The organism is Tateyamaria sp. LSS28, assembly GCF_059611725.1.
In genome coordinates, this window is record NZ_JCAPFI010000001.1 from 683,333 (window position 1) to 703,463 (window position 20,131).

Below are 20,131 nucleotides of genomic sequence, written 5' to 3' on the forward strand. Positions count from 1 at the left end.
CACCTACCCGAAAAGGAGTTGATTATGGGGTATCGTGTCGTCGTCGCGGGCGCCACCGGTAACGTGGGCCGCGAAATGCTGAACATCCTGGCCGAGCGCCAGTTTCCCGTGGACGAGCTCGCCGCGCTGGCAAGCCGCCGCAGCTTGGGGACAGAGGTGTCCTTTGGCGAGCAGACATTGACGACAAAAGACCTGGACACGTTCGACTTCACGGGCTGGGACATCGCGCTCTTTGCCATCGGCTCGGATGCGACCAAGAAATACGCACCCGTCGCGGCCAAGGCTGGCTGCGTGGTCATCGATAACTCGTCGCTCTATCGCTACGACCCTGATGTGCCGCTGATCGTGCCCGAAGTGAACGCCGACGCGATCGAGGGCTACGCGAAGAAGAACATCATCGCCAACCCCAACTGCTCGACCGCGCAAATGGTCGTGGCGCTGAAGCCGTTGCATGATCGCGCCAAGATCAAGCGCGTGGTGGTCAGCACTTACCAATCCGTGTCCGGTGCTGGTGCTGCCGGCATGGATGAGCTGTGGGACCAGACCAAGGCCGTGTACAATCCCACGACCGATGTAGAGCCCGCCAAGTTCACCAAGCAGATCGCCTTCAACGTGATCCCGCATATCGACAGCTTCATGGACGACGGCTCGACCAAGGAAGAGTGGAAGATGGTCGCCGAGACAAAAAAGATCATTGATCCGTCGATCAAGGTCACGGCCACTTGCGTGCGGGTGCCCGTGTTCGTTGGCCACTCCGAAGCTGTGAATATCGAGACAGAGGATTTCCTCGACGAAGACGAAGCCCGCGACATCTTGCGCGAAGCGCCCGGGATCATGGTGATCGACAAGCGCGAGGACGGTGGTTACGTCACGCCGGTGGAATGCGTGGGCGACTTTGCCACGTTCATCAGCCGCCTCCGGCAGGACAGCACAATCGACAACGGCCTGAACTTCTGGTGCGTTTCGGACAACCTGCGCAAGGGTGCTGCCTTGAATGCCGTGCAGATTGCCGAAGTGCTGGGCACACGGATCCTGAAAAAGGGCTGAAGCCAAAACGCATATTGCGGGGAACAAGGGGCCAATCGGCCCCTTTTCTTTTGCCCGCCCCGGTGCAGAGTAAGGATATCAAACAAAAGGTGTCCACATGCGTTTTGCCGTGATCCTCGCCCTGCTGCCATTGCCCGCCATCGCCGATACATTTGTGGTGCAGGCTCCACCGGTTGCGGCAACCATCTATGCCCAAGGAGCCCTTGTTTCACGCAACACCAGCCTGCAATTGCCTGCCGGTCAGCACAGGCTGGAACTGCGGGACATGGACCCATCCCTGTCACTGGATGCGATGAACATCCGCCTGAACGGAGCAACCATTACCTCGCGCAGCTGGACCGCTCGACCGGACGGCCCCTATCGTGCGCCGCGCACCCCCGAATGGATGGTAGCGAAAGCTGCACTGGAAGCCGCCACAGAAGTCTTGGCCGTACTTGATGATGAGATTGCACTGGCTCAGGCCTCGGCCCAGGCGGCGCAAGATCAGATAGACTTCCTGAACGGCCTGACCGTTTCCGAGGATACAGCGACAGATGTGGATACGCTGCGCGCCATCGGACAACTGATTGCAAGCGACGGAACCGCTGCACGCGCGGCCATGCGAGGCGCCGAGGTCGAGATACGGAAACTGCAACGCGAGCGGCCCGACCTTGAGTTTGCCGTTGCCAAAGCGCAGGCAGCGCTTGATGCAGTGACGCCCACCAACACGGCGCCCGCAACGCTCGCCTTGAATGTCTCCGTACCGCAATCAGTCGAAGCAACGCTCGACCTCTCCTACATAACCGGCGGCGTGTCATGGGCGCCCGTCTATGCCTTTGATCTGGTGGACAACACATCGCTTTCCATCAGGCGCAGCGCCGTTATCTCACAGTTCACAAACGAGGATTGGACCGACATCGAACTGACGCTGTCCACGCTCGAACCCTTTGCCCAATCCGAACCCAGCCAGTTGTGGACACAACGTCGCCGGATCGAAGATCCGGTACAGCAGAAACGTGAACTGCTGCGCATTGAATCCGACAGCGCCATGGGTATTGCCGAGCCCATCATCGAAACGCCGGTCATCGTCCAAGAGGTGGCCTCCGCCAATTTCGACCGCATCGGGGTGACCTACACCCTACCCGCACCCGCAACGATCCGTGCACAAAGCGAAGAGCTTGAGATCGCCCTGGATACGTTAGTGATGGACGCAGCACTGAGCGCACGCGCTGTCCCGCGCTTTGATGATGCTGCTTTCCGACTGGCTAAGGTCACCAACACCAGCGCCGAAATCCTGCTGCCGGGGCGCGCATTGCTCTATGTAGACGGGCAGCTTGTGGGCAACACCCAAGTAAGCGCACTGCCGCCGAATGCCGAGGCAGACATATTCTTTGGCCGCATCGAGGGCCTGCGCCTGACCCGTACCGTCCTCAACCGCAACGAAGGTGATCGCGGGATTATCACCCGCTCGAACGAAGAAACCGAAGAGGTGCGGATCGAAGTTGAGAACCTGACAGGCCAAGCATGGGACTTGGCAGTGCGTGACGTCGTGCCCTTCTCAGAACAGGAGGACCTCGTTATTGATTGGTCTGCTTCGCCTGCGCCGGACATCAGCGCGGTGGACGATCAGCGCGGCATTCTCGAATGGCAATTGGTAGTTGCTGCTGGGGAAACACAAAGCATATCGGTAAATACCAAGCTTACCTGGCCCGAAGACAAAGTGCTACGCTAGCAACCGCCCGAATAGCAGTGATCTAGGCGGTTTCATCAAAGTTTAGCCAAGTAGAGACCTCACTCAATCACCTGATTTTGTTCAGTGTTTACAGGTCTTGGGCGGTTTTCGGCATAATGCTGGTTTCTGGAAAGGAATCGGTAATTCCGCGCTGGGATACTTACATCACCAACGGGGGCCCCGGGGCCGCATACGACGCAGGACACCGCAACTCCGGTTGCCCATGATCCTGAAATCGGGGCGATGCAAAAGCGCGCCGGCCTGCAGTACATGATGCTGCATGGGTCAGTGGCAGGACGCCATGTTTAGTTCGCCTGATCGATGGATGCGCGGGCTTCGGGTTTTTGCACATGCATCACAGCTTCGACGGCGCTGCGCCTCGTGCTGTGCCATCGAAACAAGACTTCTGCGCGGTGAAGGAACCAGTGAATGGGTGAGTGGCGTGCGGATGAGTGCGGTAACGAGTGGTTTGGGCGGTGCATCCAGTGGGAGGCACCGCCATTTTTTTTAAAACCGTTCGGCCCGTAGCACTTCGCAATCGCCCACAGTGACAATGCCGATATGACGCTCCACCACGGTAAAAGCCGCATCCAACAATGCGTCCAACCGCTCGGGCCGTATCACACAGATTACCTGCACCATGCCCGTTCCACGGCTGACCTGACCTTCACGGCTCCATGTGCCAGACTGACCGGACCCACCCAGAACGGGCAATATGGTCCATCCCGTTACACCAGCGTCGGCCATGGCATCAGTCAAACGACTCTGCATCACTTGCTCAATGATGATGGCAACGCGTTTCGCCTTGTGCGTCTGCATGGTCTATCCTCCGGTCAGCGCGCTGGCGACGGCAACATAGATCGGGATGCCCAGCGTCAGGTTGAATGGAAACGTGACCCCCAGCGACAGGGTCAAGTAGATGGATGGGTTCGCCTCGGGCAGCGCTACGCGCATCGCGGCGGGCACAGCAATGTAGCTGGCTGACGCAGACAACACCATAAACAGCGCCACGCCCCCGGTGCTGACGCCCAGCAGCAGACCTGTAAGACAACCAAACGTGGCGCCAACCAGCGGCATCACCACACCAAAAGCCAGTACACCTGGCCGCAAAACACTTGATCCACCGCGCAGGCCGCGCCCCGCAACCAGTCCCATGTCCAACAGGAACAGACACAGCACACCCTGAAACGGCGATACGATAAACGCCTCGATCTTCGCCAGCCCGTCCGTGCCGGTGATCCAACCAATCAAAAAGCTGCCGACCAGCAACACGATGGACCCGTTCAACAGGATCTCACGCGTCAGCTCTGGGTCCATGCGACGGCTATCTCCGCCGCGAGAGATCAGCCATAAGGCCGACAGGATCGCTGGCGCTTCCATGGCAGCGGCAACGGCCACCATGTACCCTTCGGCCGCAATCCCGCTGCCCTCCAGCACAGACGATGCGGCCACAAAGGTCACGATGGAAATCGAGCCATAGTGGGCTGCCACCGCTGCTGCATCCAGGCGGCTGAGGTTCCCCATCACCTGCAGCAACCCAAAGGCCACCATGGGCAAAGCCGCCGATAACACGATCCCCGCCAAAAGGGAGGCCGCCAGCGTTCCGTCAATGCCGTGATCAGCCACGCTCACGCCGCCCTTGAAGCCGATGGCAAACAGCAGGTAGATCGACATGCCCTTGGCCACGGCCTCTGGAATATTAAGGTCGGACCGCGCCAGCGACGCGGCCACACCCAATGCAAAACTCAGAATGATGGGCGACAACAAGTTTGTCGCCGCAAGGCTCAGGATCTGATCCAAATCTGTCCCCTCGGGTGTGCCGGCTCAGACCGGCTGGAAATCAAGTGTTTTGCCCATGAACTGCTTCAGCCCGCCCTCGGCAATGTCCGTCCAGAGACCGTGGATGCTCAAAGAGCCATTGTTCACCCGCTCTTCGACAAAGGGGAAGGACATCAGATTCTCCATCGAGGTTACGACGGCCAACTGCTCAAGCCGTTCGGCTTTGTCCTCGGGGGTTTTCATATCGGCCACCTCGGGGAACTTCGGACGCAGGATGTCCATCCAGCGTCCCACAAAGCTGCCCCTTTCTTCCAGCTCAGGCGCACGCCCTTCGCACATGTCAATACAGCCCTGCACACCGCCGCAACGGGAATGGCCAAGCACAACCAGATGCGCAACTTCCAGAACATTGACCGCATATTCGACCGCCGCAGACGTGCCATGATGCTCTCCATCAGGCTCAAAGGGCGGCACCAGATTCGCAATGTTGCGATGGATAAAGAACTCGCCCTGATCCGCACCAAAGATCGAAGTTACATTCACCCGGCTGTCACAGCAGGAAATAACCATGGCGCGCGGGCGCTGCCCTTCGGTTGCAAGACGTTTGTACCAAGCCCCATTCTCGGCATAGGTCGTCGCCTTCCATCCCTGATAGCGCTGCAAAAGGAAGGTCGGAAGCGGCTTGATCCTGTGCATGTGCGTCCCCGGTTCATCTGGTCATTGATTGTCTGGCAGGGTGACTAGCCCGAATTCTTGTCAAATTCGAGCGAAAAGACTGACCCATCATAACGATTTGGGAAGAGTGTTTGACCCATAACGGACCCAAGCCGTGGGGGCATACCGACTTTTGGGTGAGTAGAGGTGACGTTTTGTCGACAGTAACACAAATTCAGTTGCACGAATCCGTGCAAGTCAATCATGACCGCCTGAATGCGCTATACGGGGAGATGGACCCCGCCAATGCGGAAGATGTCGTGTGCCGCGCGATGGAGGAGTTGGCCCTGCGCATGGCACATTGTGATCGGCTGTATCGCAAGGGCGAACTGGACGATCTGCGCCGCGCAGCCAAATCCATGATCGCAATCGCGGATCAGATTGGCATGGATGTGCTGGCAGGCGTTGCGGGTGACGTTGTCCGGTGTGCGAAGGCGCGGGATCAAGTGGCACTGGCAGCCACGCTTAGTCGCCTTATGCGCACCGGCGAAGGATCGTTGAGTGCGATCTGGGATCTGCAGAACATCACTTTGTGATCTGTACGACCACTTGCGGCAGCAACCAAACAGTCTAGGCTCTGCGCGACACGACACGCAGGACCTTCACCGCCATGAACCTCAGCTTTGCCAAGCCGGATGACGCAATCCGCCCTATCCACATTCTTGATGAGACTGCGGCGCCTGATTGGCTGAAAAAACAACCACAGGCTGTTCAGGATTGGGTTACGACACATGACTTCAAGGGCGCGCTGGGGCAAGCTCTTCTTCTGCCAGATGATGCAGGGGCGGTCATTGGCTACGGCAATGAAGAAACACGCGCCCGCGGCCGTTTTCATCTGGCCGCCGGGGCCGCCAAGTTACCCGTAGGCACGTACAGCCTTGTCTCCGACCTTGATGCCGACACCCTCGCCAACGAAGCGCTCGGCTGGCTGTTGGCCAGCTACCGGTTCGACCGGTACAAGGACCAACCACCGATGCGTGCCCATCTAGTCGCACCGGACGGCATCAATGCTGCACAAATAGAAGCGATCGCGAATGGCGAAGCGCTTAGCCGCACCTTGATTAACACGCCGGCCTCGGACATGGGTCCACCCGATCTGGAACAAGCCGCCCGTGACCTCGCATCCACATTCAGCGCGCAGGTAAGCGTCACCGTTGGTGACGACCTGTTGACGCAGAATTTCCCGATGATCCACACGGTTGGCCGGGCCGCAGACCGCGCGCCACGACTGATCGACATGACGTGGGGCACCACTGGCCCGAAACTCACCCTGGTGGGTAAGGGGGTCTGTTTTGACACCGGTGGGTTAAACCTGAAACCCGGTGCGTCCATGGGACTAATGAAAAAGGATATGGGCGGGTCCGCCGCCGTGCTCGGCCTCGCGCACATGATCATGGCAACCGGTCTGGCAGTCCAACTGCGTGTCCTGATCCCGGCGGTGGAAAACAGCGTTTCCGCCAACGCCTTCCGCCCGCAGGATATCCTGACCAGCCGCAAGGGCCTCACGGTCGAGATCAACAATACCGATGCCGAAGGGCGCTTGGTTCTCGCTGACGCATTGGCACTGGCAGATGAGGACAATCCAGACCTCATCATCTCGATGGCCACGCTCACCGGGGCAGCGCGTGTGGCAGTTGGCCCGGACCTTGCGCCCTACTATGCCGACGACGCCAGTCTCGTCGCAGCACTCGAAGCCGCGGCCCTCACCTCCGCCGACCCGGTCTGGCGCATGCCGTTCCACGCACCCTACGAGTCCATGATCGAACCCGGCATCGCCGACCTCGACAACGCGCCCAAGGGCGGGTTCGCAGGTTCGATCACTGCGGCCCTCTTCCTTCGCCGGTTCGTGGAGCAAAGCCGCTACATGCATTTCGACATCTACGGCTGGCAACCCACCGCTGCACCCGCCCGCCCCAAAGGTGGCGTGGGTCAGGGCACGCGTGCGCTGTTCGCCGCCCTACCAGACATGTTGAACCTGTGACGGACCGCCGAACCACCCCCGATCCACGTCTGGTGGACGGCAACAGACCGGGTCAGGTCATCGTGCCTCACGTGGATCTGCTGTCACGCCCGAATGGCCTCCGCGACCGGCAACTGATCGGTGGCGCAACGCTCACAGTGCTCGGCAACAGCGATGACCACGCCTATGTGCGCGCCGATCTCGATGGTTATGTCGGCTTCGTCCCCGCCGCTGCGCTTGGCCCTGTCACGAACCCCACACATGTCGTCACATCACCTGCCGGACACACCTATTCAGACGCCAGCATTAAATCCTCGGAAACGGCCAACCTGACTTTCGGAACGAGGCTTACAGCTCTCTCCGACACGCCAGATTTCATCGAAACCAACCTCGGCCACGTCCCAAAATCCCAAATCTCGCCTGCGCCCTACACAGCAGACGCCATCCAGACCGCACGCCTCTTCCTCGGGACACCCTACCTCTGGGGCGGCAACACGCGGTCCGGCATCGATTGTTCTGGCCTCGCTCAGATCGCATTGACCACCGCGGGTATACCCTGCCTCGGTGACAGCGACCTGCAGGAAACAGCCTTCAAAGACGCCACGGGGCCATACGCACCCGGTGACCTGATCTTCTGGAAAGGACATGTCGCGCTTGTGACCAGCCAAACCCACATGATCCACGCGAACGCCTTCCATATGAAAGTAATCGAAGAACCCATCGCCGACGCAACAAATCGCATCGCGCAAAAAGGCGACGGCGATATCACCAGCCACAAACGCCCCTGATTTTCTTCTGACCAGAAATACGATCAAGGGAGTTCGAGTGGGCAGACCGCCCCCTGGTCAGCAAACCGACCTCGCCCGCGTCAGCGGACCTTACTCAACCGCACGGATCAGCTTACGCTCCAAAACGCGCAAAACGGTTTTCAGGTCCTGCCCCCGGCGCAGCACCTGACCATCCATGCCAATGACGGCGTACATCCCCTGCTTGCCCCGTAGCTTCGGACGCTTCTCGATCCGATACATCGGGTTCTCGGCTGTCCGACGAAACACCGAAAACACGGCCACATCACGCAAGCACGAAATGCCATAATCCCGCCATTCCCCAGCCGCCACCATGCGACCGTAAAGGGACAGGATCACTGACAACTCGGTCCGGTGAAAAGCCACCTGCGGGCTCGGCATTTCGCGTAGATTTGAGGGGGGAGGCGTGTGCAACGTCATGCCGCCACAGTTGCGCGACCCGCTCACAATTTCAAGAGCCATGGCAACACGCTTGAAAGCGTTACAGAAGCGGGGCAAAGTCGCGCGAGTCTGAAACGCATGGGGAGGATGCCGGATGACACCACAAGAACGCGCCCAGCGCTGCGCCGACACCATGTGGGCGACGGATGAGGCAAGCCAGGCTCTGGGAATGCGGATCGTGCACATCGCGCCCGGTGCGGCGACGCTCACCATGCAGGTGCGCAAACATATGCTGAACGGACATGGCATCTGCCATGGTGGCATGATCTTCACACTGGCTGACAGTGCCTTTGCCTTTGCGTGCAACACCTACAACCAGATCACGGTCGCTCAGCAAAACCAAATCACATACCTTGCCCCCGGCAATGCGGAAGAGGTCCTGACAGCCACCGCCACGGAAACCGCCCGCCAAGGCCGCTCCGGCACCTATGATGTCACTGTCACTGGTGCGGACGGGCGCAAGATCGCCCTGTTTCGCGGCCTCTCCCGCACGATCACAGGCACTCATTTCGACGAGGACCCGACATGAAAGACCTCACACCCGACCGCAGCACACTCGATCCCATCGAAATCGCCAGCCGGGACGAGATTGCGGCGCTGCAAGTCGACCGTCTGAAATGGTCCCTGAGCCACGCTTACACGAATGTCCCGCACTACAAGGCTGCCTTCGACGCAGCAGGTGTGCACCCGGACGACCTGACAGCGCTCAGCGATCTGTCGAAATTCCCCTTCACGACCAAACAGGACCTGCGCGCAAACTACCCGTTTGACATGTTCGCAGTGCCGCGAAACCAGGTTAAGCGCATTCACGCGTCCTCGGGCACCACAGGTCAGCCAACCGTCGTGGGCTACACGGAAAATGACCTGGCCAACTGGAGTCAGGTCGTCGCCCGCAGCCTGCGTGCAGCGGGCATGCAACCCGGTGACCTTCTGCACAACGCCTATGGTTACGGGCTGTTCACTGGCGGGCTTGGCATCCACCTCGGCGCCGATGCACTCGGGCTCACCACCATCCCCATCTCGGGCGGTATGACCCCGCGACAGGTCCGCCTGATCGAAGATTTCAAACCAAAGGGGATTACGGTCACACCGTCCTACGCCCTGTCTGTTCTCGATGAATTCAACGCGCAGGGGCTCGACCCACGTGCCTCCTCTCTCGAAGTAGGCATATTTGGCGCAGAACCCTGGACGAACGCCATGCGGACCGAGATTGAGCAGGCTTTCGATATGCACGCTGTCGACATCTACGGTCTATCCGAAGTTATCGGCCCGGGCGTGTCGATGGAATGCGTCGAAACCAAGGACGGGCTGCATATCTGGGAAGATCACTTCTTGCCCGAAATCATCAATCCAGAAACGGGCGAACCCGTGGCTGATGGCGAAATAGGCGAGCTTGTCTTTACCTCACTGACCAAGGAAGCGTTTCCGATTGTTCGCTACCGCACCCGTGACCTGACACGGCTGCTGCCAGGCACGGCGCGCAGCATGCGGCGGATGGAAAAGGTCACGGGACGCAGCGACGACATGATCATTCTGCGCGGCGTCAACGTCTTCCCCACCCAGATCGAAGAATGCCTGATGGCCTCGCCTGGCCTCGCCCCGCATTTCCAGATCGAACTGAGTAAACCTGGCCGCATGGACCAGATGCGCGTGCTTTGCGAGGCGGCAGATGCCAGCACAAATCGCGCGGATGCAGGGAAAACACTGGCCAGCCGGATCAAGCAAACCATCGGGATCAGCGTCGCCGTGGATGTGGCCAATCCGGGTCAGGTTGAGCGATCACAAGGCAAGGCAGTGCGGATTCTGGACAAACGATAGGGTCGCGCTCAGGCCTCGCTCTCTTCGATCCAATACCAGTACGCCACCGACCACGTCGCCAACCAGATCAAGCCAAACAACGCCGGGTCAGATAGCACGTTGTAAATAGCCCACTGATCTGTGGTCAAAGCCCGCCGTGCCATCTCGTTTGCTCCAGCCGATAGCAGCGTGATCGCGATCCACGCGGCATGCAACACATGCCAGCCCTCAGGCTCAATCTCCAGCGCATGGCCCAACGTGCGCTCCAGCAGGCTGGGACGCGCAAGTGCACCAACAGCAAGGATACCAGCAAAAGCAACGGCCCCTACGGTCGGGCGGATCAACACGAATGTCTCGTCGTTCAACACGATACCAAAGGCGGTCAGGATCAAGGCAAGGACCAGCGTCGACACCGCCAACCACGGAACACTGCCATCCCATCGCCATCGCACGGCGACAGCCAGGGCAGTTGCCACAACGGCCAAAGCGGCGGCCCACAACAGCCCGCCGATCACATGCCCCAGCAGAAACGCGGCGCCGGGCAACAGCTCCAGTACAATGCGGCGATCCATTGGAGCGATAAAGTAACGCGCTGGCCTTGCGACAAGATGCAGGGCGACAAAACTGGCAAGGGACAGAGCTTTTCTGCCTCAGCATTTGAGAGTTTGGACGGTCAAAACGCTTCCACGCCGTACAGGAAATACTCCGCGCAATTGATGTATTGGGCGGCTTGAATGTTACCGAGCCGCAATGCTGAAACTCAGTCAGCCCCGAGTTGAGCGGTGGACAGCACAAAGGGATCATGCCCAGCCAGTTCTATTCTGATTGAAAACGGTGGTATCTCATGCCCATCCGGTACCACACGCGCGTGGTCTGAAAAATTTGCCAAGGCTGTTGTGCCATCTGCAAACTCTGTCCTCTGCACCAACCGATCCTCCGAGGCGAATTCAAAACCTGTCATCTGTTCGGTCATGAGGCGGCGATGCAGCGGAGCGAAATCCGAGACATAGCGAGCGATTCCGGGCAGATCATGCTCAAGCACACTTGTATTGAGATGATAGAGAGGCGGCACCGCATAGAGTAATCCAATTAGCTCGTTATGCGTACGCTCACCTTGCGGTTTGAGAGTGCTGAAATGCCAGTGATGTGTCGTAACCACGCTGTCCCCAAGTGCGATCTGATACAGCGGAATACGGTTGGCGGGGTCAAACACGATCTTACGCATATTGGGCGGAGGCGGTGTGGGATCAAAGAAGCGGACTGGAGCCTCGGGAGGCCAGTAGCCGCCGACATTATAGGCCGGGTCCGGATCGCGCCGCATTCTTGGGTCCATCCAATCGAACGCGGGGGTTGTGACACCGTGTGCGAAATCAATGTGAGGCGCAAAGGCGGCCACGCCAACCTCTGATCCCAGAACTAGGCTGAGATCTTGTGTCACAAAATCAAGTCGTTGCTTCACTGCCTCCAAGGCCGCAGCTCGGGTGGTCCGGCGTCCGGCCATATAGTCCTCGAACAACAGGCCGGTGGCATCGACATCAAGGAAGTAGCTGTTGAAACCAACACTTTCGGACACCGCCGTGATGCGGGACTTTGCATAATCGGCGACGGCGCTTGGGTTCACATAGGCCCCGATCCCGCGAAACCCGGACCGCGCAGACCCATCTGGGCCGATGACCCTCGCGTGCTCAAAAAGGGTGTCCCCCATTTGAGCGGTCAGCCAAGTCTGCTGAGCGCCCTCGGAATGGGCGCTTGCGTAGCTGTCATAAGGGCCGATCAGATAGCCCCGCGCCTTTGCCTCAGCCACGGCCTCGGGATGCCCAATGGCGTGACGCCAGTTTTCCACTCCAAGCCAAGCCGCGGAAATCCCCGCCTCGGCAAGAGCCTCCAGCATGCGCAACCCAATACCGCCGCCCCATGTCTCTGGTGAAGCAAGAGTGCCCTCAAACTCTTCGAACAGGTCCGAACGCAACTCCATCATATGCGCGCGTTCCTCAACAGGATCATGTCCACCAGCAAGCGCCGTGTCGGTCGGGAAAGGCCTGGCGCGCAGCAATGCGGCGTTGATCGCGCGCGTCACATGCGTCCGGCTGTATCGCGATACAAACCCGTCAGCGCCCTGTGCCTCACGGATCGCCGCCTCAAAGTCGGCCCGCATGTCGTCAGGCATAGCTTCCCACAGTTGGGCAGAAAGTGTCATGGCAGTCTCGCGCTTCCGGGCGAACTGACGCATGAAACGGCGCCATGCGGTAACATCCTGCGGCGCAAGCAATCCGTCCGACCACAGATAAATGTGAGGTGCGCCAGCGAGCATGGCGACATCGGGCCTCGCCGCGATTTTTTCGTTCAAGCTGCGGAACACACCCGCCTCTTCCAGATGCGCCCTGTACAAGCGCGCACCGACCACCGGGTCACGGGGGCCGAGTTGAGCAGTCATGCGATATGGCTGATCCAAATTGAGCGACGTGAACTGCTGAACAATACCCACGGTCAGAGCAAATTCAGTGTCCAGAAAGGACAACCGTGCATCCCAAGGGCTGTTCATGCGCCATGTGACCGACCCCTCAGCGTCCAGACGTGTCCAGAAGGGTTGCGAAAACTGCTCTCCCGCAGCGCCGCCATCCAGAACATCCACGAGAAACGTACGCCAGTTTTGATCCCGCGCTTCAACAAGGCGGCCCTCACCGAGAATGGGCAAAGCCCACTCATCCGAAGGTCGTGCAGGGACTTGCGGCCATGCCAAGTCCGTCAGGTGATCCGAAGCGATTTCGAAGGTCACACGCTCACCAATTGCGCGGGCAACGATGGAGAACTGTCCGCCATCGATGTCGATCTGCCATTTAGCAGCGGACCCGTCCCTGACCAAACCCTGCGTCTCTCCAGCAAAAGCAGGCAGCGCAATCACCTCCTGCTCCGCTCCGATCAGGGCTGCAGACACAGCCAGTGTATCCGTATCGACGTCGAACGTGGCTGTGCCTGTCTGCAAGGTTACTTGTTCGGCGAGCACAGAGTGACCCAGTAAGCCCATGCAAAACACTAGGCTAGACAGCAGATAAGCGTTTGTTTTCATGTCGAATAACCCTATTGGCGTGGTAACAGACCACTCGTGACAAACCGTGCTCTCAGAACTTCCTCTTCTTCCGCGGGCGACACCAATTGCCCGGGATGCGCGCCATTGGCATGCGCAATGGCGGCAACGCGACCTTGACCATTGAACTGTGTATCCGGGCGCTCATCCGCTATGGGGTCGGTATAAGCTTCCGCCACGGGGACAATCTCCCATCCGTCGCGCATGAGGGCCTCGGCCAATTCATCGACAAACAGGGCAGCCAAGTCGTTTTCGTGCAACAGAAGTACGTGGTCCGGATGTCGCCCAAGCGTTTGCACGGCAAGCGCGTCGTAAAACTCGATCGTCTCGACAAGAACCTCGACATAGACCTGTTCGAGTTTGCCCATGTCGATCTGGTGACCCGCCTCAATGGCCTCGGCCACCAGTGCCTGCATGTACCAATCATAGGTGTCGATGGTGACATAGCCGTTCGAAAGACCACGCGCCGTTAGTCCATCGACCACGTTCAGCCGTTTTTCCCTCGTGTTCCCCTCATCAAGATACGGGTAGCGAAAGTAGGGTTGAACACTGCCGAATGTGTCCAGCATCTCGGCAGCTTGGTCGATATCGGCGAGGTAGGCTGTTGGCGCAGTCTCACGCAGCCAAGGATGGGTGTGCGTGTGATTTGCCAGCACATGCCCGGCGCCGGTGTATGCACGCAGACGCGCAGCGCCATCGGGGTTGTGAACAAGTGATTGGGTCAGAACAAAAAATGCAGCGCCATGGATGTCTACTGTTTCAAGCGCCGCGATCAAGGTTTCCGTTCTTTCCAGACCGTTCAAAAGCGGGCCGTCGCCCATCGGCGCATCATCAAAGCTGAAGGCGATGCGGCGTGTTTCTTCGGCCAAAACCACATTTTCACAGCACAACAGAGCCAAGACAGCGAAGCAGCCAACGCGTAGAAGGCGTGTCGCGTCCTTCCAGCAGGCTTTGGCCCACGGCTTCCGGGATGTTTTCGTCACGATCACCTTGGCATCCTCCTGCAAACCTGTTGCGATACGGATCAACTTGGCCCGGCAAAGGTGGTGCGCCGGGTCAGCACGGCGCGGCACCGTGCTCCCTTGGCAGATGTCTTCACTGGCAATCGAAAGCGCCAATTGCCTCCAGCACGGCAGTAGATGTCGTGATGCGCAAGTTCCGAAAGGACGCGTCGGGCATGTCCATATTCAGCGCAAACACATAGGTGTCTGAACCGCACCGCACCCAACCGGCGTACCAGCCGATGTCCATGATATCGGCCCCATGGCGCCAGCCGGTCTTGCTGTACATGGTCCAACCATCGCCCGTATCTGTCTGCATGATCGCATCGGCCGCAGCGTAGGTTGTATCAGAGAGCGGCAGGTCACGTTCGACCAGGCGATGCAAGAAATTTACCTGCTCCACTGCCGAAACCAGCAAGATGTCCTGCAGCCAGTACGTGGTCAGCGTTGCCTCGGTCCCGATATTGGCGTTGCCGTAATCGAACCGATCCAGCCACTCCGCCATGCCCGCTGCGCCAACGCGCTGCACGATGTCCTGATAAACCCAGACGGCCGAAACCTGGAAAGCTGAAGTCAAAGTTTGATCGCGGTTCCACGCATCGACCCAGCGCGACTTGCCGTCCCATTTGAACACGGTATCCGGCGCGGCAACACCGGTTTCCAGTGCGATCAGCGTGTGCGGAATCTTTGATGAGGACGCAGGCGAAAACCGTTCCTCGGAACGCGCGGCATTGCTGACCCAGACTTGTCCGTCCGACAAGCGTTGGACCATTACAGTCGATGCCGCTGCTTCAACGCCATTGTCCTGAACAACCTGCGATATGTCGATTGGTTCGGCGGCACTGGCTGCACCCGACAGCGCCAAAATGAAGCCAGATATCGCGAGAACGCTCGCCTTTAGTGTCCCACCTTTTCGGTTGGGGAGAATACTGTTCATATTTTTATTTCCCTGATACACAAATTCGAGGGCTGAATAGGAATTTGTGAATTGTTTACAAGAACATGGGCGGAAACGCATATGTCAGAAAATTGACCGACGGCGTAGTGCCGCATGCAACTTCTGTATGAACTGTGACCACCCGTTCGACAAGCCGCAGACGCGGTATTGTGCGGCCGTTGGCCGGAAATCGCCCAAAGGTGTTCAGGCGCCTCTTGGAACTGCTCGAAGCAGGCTTAGCAATACTGATACGCCCGTGACTTTGACACCCATAACGAAGCGTTGCCTGCAGGATGACAAGAGCCAATGACTGCGGGATGGACATCATTGGACACAATGGCTCGCGATCTGGAAGCCTGTGTTAACCTCACCATGCGCTCAAGCAAAAGATCCCTGACAAAACCACCCCGGCGACATGGCAGCGCCGTGCGCATAGAACAACCACAGCCGCTGTCCGTCCTCTGTATCAGCCACCCAGTAATCCCGAGTGCCTGACCGCCAGTTCGGGTCGTCCAGCCACCATTCCGGCGCAATCCGTTCGGGGCCGATGGCACGATGCCGCTTCAAATCCATACCGCGCCACCGGAATGTCTCGGGTAATTCGGGCGTCGCAGGGGCGTGCACAGGCTCGGGGTGCCATAACAACAAAGGCCGCGGATTGGTCGGCCGTGGCCAGGGCCCCTTGTGTGGCTTCGACCACGCGGCCGCCATGATTTTATGGGACTTCTCGGGGATATGACTGTCCGCAGGTTCAAAGCGCCGGATCGCGTCCAGCCCAACACGCGCACCCAGTCGCCCGATCAAATCGTCCATGGCGTTGGCATTGTTCAAACGCGCCTGCACCGCCGCGCCCGCCTCGCGGTGGCCGACGGTCATAGCATCATGGACGGGTTCGACCTGCACAGCCAGCAAGCGGATCATATCGATGCCAAAGCCGGCATCGATGTCCTCGATCTTCATCTCCAGCAACGGTCGGATGCGATGTGGGTCATGGCTGGGACGGGCCAGCCCCACCTCAACAGTCTCGACCGCATGGTCACTCCGATAGGCTTGCAGCATGACCTGCCGCGTACCTTTCCCCTTGTCCTCCAGCATCTTGCATAGGCGGGGCAGCACACGGTCTATGGCTGCCATAACATCTTCGACCAGCCCAATGGGGTCAGGCAAGGTCATCCGTACTGCAAAATGATCAGGCGGCTTGGCCGGCGACACAGGCTCGGGCGCGCTGCCCATCGCCTGATCCAACCGCAAAACCACCCCCCGGCCAAAGCGGCGCGCCAGCCCGGCGCGCGGTTGACCCAGTAAATCCCCGACGCGACGCAGCCCAAGGCGGCCCAATTGTGCTGTCATATCAGGCTCCAACCGCAGTGCAGCAATTGGTAAGGGGGACAGCGCACTATACGTTTGACCCGGTTGCGCAATCCGCCTGATGTCCGGGGCTTGGGCCGTAACGGCAGGCGCAGAGCCTCCCTTGGTCCAATGCCGCCGCTTGCCCGCACGCGACCGCGTGGCACGGGCCTCCTGATCAATGGAATCTCCTGATCGATCCGACCCTGTCGCCTTGCCCGCATACCGGGCCAAGGCCCATGCCGCCCCCCGCGTATCAGCCAGCCCTATCAACGCGCTCAGCCCCAGATCAGTGCAATCGTCCTGCACGACCTGCATCAACCGCTCTTCGCCTCCGAACAGATGCGCGCAACCGGTCAGGTCCACCACCAGTGCATCTTCATCCTCGGGCGCTACCCACGGGCTGAAGCGGCTCGCCCAGCGCTGCAGCGCTTCCAGGAACTGTGTCTCACCCTGCGGGCTCCGGGGAAATGTCAGTAGCCCCGGACACATGGCATGGGCATCACGTACTGGCTGCCCAATCTGCAAGCCATCCGCCTGCGCCATCTCGTTCAAGGATGTAATGATCTGCATATTGTGATGTTCTTCAACCACAGCCACAGGCCGATCCCCCAGCATGGGTTGGCGACGGATCAGACGCTCGGCCCCCAGCCGGGGGAACCAGATGGACAGGATACGGCGGTTAGACATAAAATGTTCTACATTTGTTCCATTCCTGAATACGCTGAGTCGCCTGTCAGAGTCGAGCAATCAGATCCGGAGATCAGGTGCCGTAGCGGGCCAGAAAGGTCTGGACCGCATTATCCACAACCCGGTCAATGTCTGCATCCGACACCGTATCGACCACACCGAACATCAGACGCGGCCAAACATCAGCTTTGCACAACTCGCCAAACTGATCAGCAGCCAACGTAAAATCGTCGATATCAAGGTCACCGCGTTCAACCGCAGCGCGGAAGTACTCACCCATCACGGCCCGCATACGTTCAGGGCCAGATTTGTAAAAGGCGCGCCCGATCTCTGGAAAACGATCCGACTCTGCCACGCATATGCGAAAAATCTGTTGCCCGAACTTCGAAGTGATGAATCGCAGAAAATGTTTACCTGCCTGACACAACACATCTCGCGGGGCGGCATTCATATCGATGAAATCCACGGCTGACTGGCTTTGTCGCGCGCATTCCATGTTGGCCACTTCCATGAACAACAGCCGCTTGTCCGGGAAATAGCTATACAACGTCGCCTTGCTGACACCAGCAGCGCGGGCAATATCGTCAACGCTGGCACCTTCGAACCCGTCCACCATGAATACGTCGCGTGCACCATCCAGCACCTGGTCAAATTTCCGGCCTTTGCGGACAATCAGGGTCGCGTCGTTCATTGAGATTCCTGCATGAGAGACACCGCACAATATAAACTGTTCCGTTCAGTTTCTATAAAAAAACGACAAACGACATTGCATCATCCATCAGGAACGCCTTCATTGTTTGGAACAGTTCTAAAGAAGCAGGCAACCCATGCGCTTCACCATCCAACGCAAACGCTTCAGAGACTTGTCGGAACAAGAGGTTCTGGCCCTCGCCATTTCCTCCGAAGAAGACGACGCACGCATATACCGCGGTTATGCCGAACGACTGCGCACAGACTATCCCGCCAGCGCAGCGATCTTCGAGGAGATGGCGCTTGAGGAAGACAGCCACCGCCACCGCCTCATCGATCTACACCGCACCCGGTTCGGCGAAACGATCCCATTGATCAGGCGCGAACATGTGTCCGGCTATTACGCGCGTAAACCTGTCTGGTTGGTTGAAAACCTAAGCCTCGCGCGTATCCGCTCAGAGGCTGAAGCAATGGAGCGCGATGCCGAACGCTTCTACACTGCTGCCGCCGCGCGATCATCCGACGCGGCCACCCGGAAGTTGCTTGGCGACCTTGCCGCCGCCGAGGCTGGCCACGAAGCCAAGGCCGAAACACTGGAGGCGACCCACCTTGATCCCGACACCCGGACGGAAGAGGACGACAAGGAACGGCGCCAGTTCATACTGACCTATGTCCAGCCGGGCCTTGCCGGTCTGATGGATGGGTCGGTCTCGACTCTCGCACCCATCTTTGCTGTGGCCTTTGCGACCCAAGACACATGGACCACGTTCCTTGTGGGTCTGGCCGCGTCTGTGGGCGCAGGCATCTCGATGGGATTTACCGAAGCCGCATCCGATGATGGCGAACTCTCGGGACGCGGCTCACCCATCAAACGCGGCTTTGCGTCCGGCATCATGACGACGGTTGGCGGGCTGGGTCACGCGCTGCCTTACCTGATTCCCGATTTCTGGACAGCCACCATCACCGCGATCTTCGTCGTATTTGTCGAATTGTGGGCTATCGCATGGATCCAGAACAAGTATATGGACACACCCTTTTGGCGCGCGACTCTGCAAGTGGTCGTGGGTGGGGCTCTTGTTTTTGCGGCAGGGGTACTTATCGGCAGTGGATAGGCAACGCAACACGCGCTATCCCTGACCCATGCTGCCGATCCTGTTGAAGACCCTGCCCTTTTTTGCCCTGATCGGCCTTGGATACTGGGCCGGACGCACGCGGTTTTTTACGGAAGAGGCAACCGCGTACCTGACCAAGTTCGTATTCTACTTCGCGCTGTCTGCGATGATCTTCCGCTTTGCGGCCAATCTGGAACTGGCACAGGTCTGGGATGGGCGTTTGGTCGCCGCCTACCTCTGGGGAACGGCCTTCGTCTACGGCATTGCGACGTTGGTCGGCTTCCTGCGCGGCCTCGACGTCCAAACCAACGCAGTCGAAGCACAATGCGCCGTCATTGGAAACGCAGGGTTCCTTGGCCTGCCTATGCTGGCGCTTCTCTTTGGCCCACAGGCCATCGGCCCTGTGATGCTGGTTCTAGCAACCGACCTGATCGTCTTTTCCAGCCTGATCGTCATCCTGATCACCGTTGGGCGCGACGGGCGCGTGTCTCCGGCGATCTTCAAGACCATTGGCATGGGGCTGATCAAAAACCCGATGATCGTTGCCATGGCGCTTGGCCTGACGTGGTCCGGCCTGCAAATCCCGATCCCTGACCATATGAATGATTTTCTGAGCATCCTGGGTGGTGCCGCCACACCCGGCGCACTCTTTGCCATCGGGGCCTCGCTTGCGTCAAAATCGACCGAACGCATCCAGATCGCGGGCTGGCTCAGCTTTTGCAAACTGGTGCTGCACCCCGCCTTTGTTGCGTTTTCAGCAATCTTCCTGTTCAGCGTTGAACCTTTCGGCGCGGCCATGATCATCGCTTGCGCAGCAATGCCTGTGGCGGGCAACATCTACATGCTCGCGCAGCACTACGGCGTTGCCCCACAACGCGTCTCGGCAGCTATCCTTGTCTCAACGACACTCAGTGTCGCAACTTTGACTGCAGTTATTGCCTGGATCAGTTGAGCCTCCTTCATCTTGCCAAATAAACTTCCGCCGGAGGCTCCCGAAACTTGCCGCACGGCCCA

The 20,131-nt window shown here is 58.9% G+C and carries 19 protein-coding genes; 9 read left to right on the plus strand and 10 right to left on the minus strand.

Annotation, left to right across the window (positions count from 1 at the left end):
• Positions 1-24 precede the first annotated feature (24 nt).
• Positions 25-1,047 (plus strand): aspartate-semialdehyde dehydrogenase, encoded by a 1,023-nt coding sequence (locus AC53L6_RS03450; RefSeq protein WP_299553607.1) that lies wholly within the window; start codon positions 25-27, stop codon positions 1,045-1,047.
• 97 nt (positions 1,048-1,144) lie between these two features.
• Entirely contained in the window at positions 1,145-2,758 is a 1,614-nt protein-coding gene (locus AC53L6_RS03455; RefSeq protein ID WP_496906810.1) for a DUF4139 domain-containing protein, read from the plus strand.
• A gap of 507 nt (positions 2,759-3,265) precedes the next feature.
• On the opposite strand, the gene AC53L6_RS03460 is transcribed toward AC53L6_RS03455, so the two are convergent.
• Genes AC53L6_RS03460 through AC53L6_RS03470 form a run of 3 tightly spaced genes read right to left on the minus strand, consistent with a single transcriptional unit; the run spans position 3,266 to position 5,233 of the window.
• Positions 3,266-3,577, minus strand: coding sequence for a P-II family nitrogen regulator (locus tag AC53L6_RS03460; RefSeq protein WP_299202956.1), 312 nt, complete (start codon positions 3,575-3,577; stop codon positions 3,266-3,268).
• 3 nt (positions 3,578-3,580) lie between these two features.
• A complete protein-coding gene (locus AC53L6_RS03465) occupies positions 3,581-4,558 on the minus strand; it encodes a sodium-dependent bicarbonate transport family permease (protein ID WP_496906811.1) in 978 nt (325 codons plus the stop codon).
• Between the two features lie 24 nt (positions 4,559-4,582).
• Positions 4,583-5,233: a carbonic anhydrase gene (locus AC53L6_RS03470; RefSeq protein ID WP_299202962.1), complete on the minus strand. Its 651-nt coding sequence runs from the start codon at positions 5,231-5,233 to the stop codon at positions 4,583-4,585.
• A 209-nt stretch (positions 5,234-5,442) separates the two neighbouring features.
• On the opposite strand from AC53L6_RS03470, the gene AC53L6_RS03475 reads away from it, so the two are divergent.
• The 3 genes from AC53L6_RS03475 (at position 5,443) to AC53L6_RS03485 (ending at position 7,999) form a co-directional block, all read left to right on the plus strand.
• A complete protein-coding gene (locus AC53L6_RS03475; protein WP_299700877.1) occupies positions 5,443-5,787 on the plus strand; it encodes a hypothetical protein in 345 nt (114 codons plus the stop codon).
• Positions 5,788-5,861: 74 nt separating this feature from the next.
• Positions 5,862-7,232 (plus strand): leucyl aminopeptidase family protein, encoded by a 1,371-nt coding sequence (locus AC53L6_RS03480; RefSeq protein ID WP_496906812.1) that lies wholly within the window; start codon positions 5,862-5,864, stop codon positions 7,230-7,232.
• Positions 7,229-7,999, plus strand: coding sequence for a C40 family peptidase (locus AC53L6_RS03485; RefSeq protein ID WP_496906813.1), 771 nt, complete (start codon positions 7,229-7,231; stop codon positions 7,997-7,999). Before AC53L6_RS03480 ends, AC53L6_RS03485 begins: the two co-directional genes overlap by 4 nt.
• Before the next feature lie 90 nt (positions 8,000-8,089).
• On the opposite strand, the gene AC53L6_RS03490 is transcribed toward AC53L6_RS03485, so the two are convergent.
• Positions 8,090-8,437 (minus strand): DUF2794 domain-containing protein, encoded by a 348-nt coding sequence (locus AC53L6_RS03490; protein ID WP_299203632.1) that lies wholly within the window; start codon positions 8,435-8,437, stop codon positions 8,090-8,092.
• 115 nt (positions 8,438-8,552) lie between these two features.
• On the opposite strand from AC53L6_RS03490, the gene paaI reads away from it, so the two are divergent.
• Together paaI and paaK are read left to right on the plus strand one after the other, a co-directional pair.
• Positions 8,553-8,987: a hydroxyphenylacetyl-CoA thioesterase PaaI gene (gene paaI / locus AC53L6_RS03495; protein WP_299600550.1), complete on the plus strand. Its 435-nt coding sequence runs from the start codon at positions 8,553-8,555 to the stop codon at positions 8,985-8,987.
• Positions 8,984-10,276: a phenylacetate--CoA ligase PaaK gene (paaK, locus tag AC53L6_RS03500; protein ID WP_496906814.1), complete on the plus strand. Its 1,293-nt coding sequence runs from the start codon at positions 8,984-8,986 to the stop codon at positions 10,274-10,276. Before paaI ends, paaK begins: the two co-directional genes overlap by 4 nt.
• Before the next feature lie 8 nt (positions 10,277-10,284).
• On the opposite strand, the gene AC53L6_RS03505 is transcribed toward paaK, so the two are convergent.
• From AC53L6_RS03505 to AC53L6_RS03530, 6 genes are all read right to left on the minus strand, one after another.
• Positions 10,285-10,827: an inner membrane-spanning protein YciB gene (locus AC53L6_RS03505; RefSeq protein ID WP_299770622.1), complete on the minus strand. Its 543-nt coding sequence runs from the start codon at positions 10,825-10,827 to the stop codon at positions 10,285-10,287.
• Between the two features lie 188 nt (positions 10,828-11,015).
• Complete coding sequence (locus AC53L6_RS03510) at positions 11,016-13,322, minus strand: glycoside hydrolase (protein ID WP_496906815.1); 2,307 nt, start codon at positions 13,320-13,322, stop codon at positions 11,016-11,018.
• Positions 13,323-13,333: 11 nt separating this feature from the next.
• Positions 13,334-14,458, minus strand: a complete 1,125-nt coding sequence (locus AC53L6_RS03515) for a polysaccharide deacetylase family protein (protein ID WP_496906816.1) — start codon at positions 14,456-14,458, stop codon at positions 13,334-13,336.
• Complete coding sequence (locus tag AC53L6_RS03520; RefSeq protein WP_496906817.1) at positions 14,436-15,278, minus strand: penicillin-binding transpeptidase domain-containing protein; 843 nt, start codon at positions 15,276-15,278, stop codon at positions 14,436-14,438. Before AC53L6_RS03520 ends, AC53L6_RS03515 begins: the two co-directional genes overlap by 23 nt.
• Positions 15,279-15,656: 378 nt before the next feature.
• Positions 15,657-17,315 (minus strand): Y-family DNA polymerase, encoded by a 1,659-nt coding sequence (locus AC53L6_RS03525; RefSeq protein WP_496906818.1) that lies wholly within the window; start codon positions 17,313-17,315, stop codon positions 15,657-15,659.
• A 73-nt stretch (positions 17,316-17,388) separates the two neighbouring features.
• The gene (locus AC53L6_RS03530) at positions 17,389-18,006 is read right to left on the minus strand and encodes a TetR/AcrR family transcriptional regulator (protein WP_496906819.1); all 618 of its coding nucleotides are present in this window, start codon (positions 18,004-18,006) and stop codon (positions 17,389-17,391) included.
• Between the two features lie 136 nt (positions 18,007-18,142).
• Between AC53L6_RS03530 and mbfA the strand changes: the two genes are divergently transcribed.
• Positions 18,143-19,117, plus strand: coding sequence for an iron exporter MbfA (gene mbfA / locus AC53L6_RS03535; RefSeq protein ID WP_299700845.1), 975 nt, complete (start codon positions 18,143-18,145; stop codon positions 19,115-19,117).
• Positions 19,118-19,145: 28 nt separating this feature from the next.
• Entirely contained in the window at positions 19,146-20,069 is a 924-nt protein-coding gene (locus AC53L6_RS03540) for an AEC family transporter (protein ID WP_496906820.1), read from the plus strand.
• Positions 20,070-20,131: the final 62 nt, after the last annotated feature.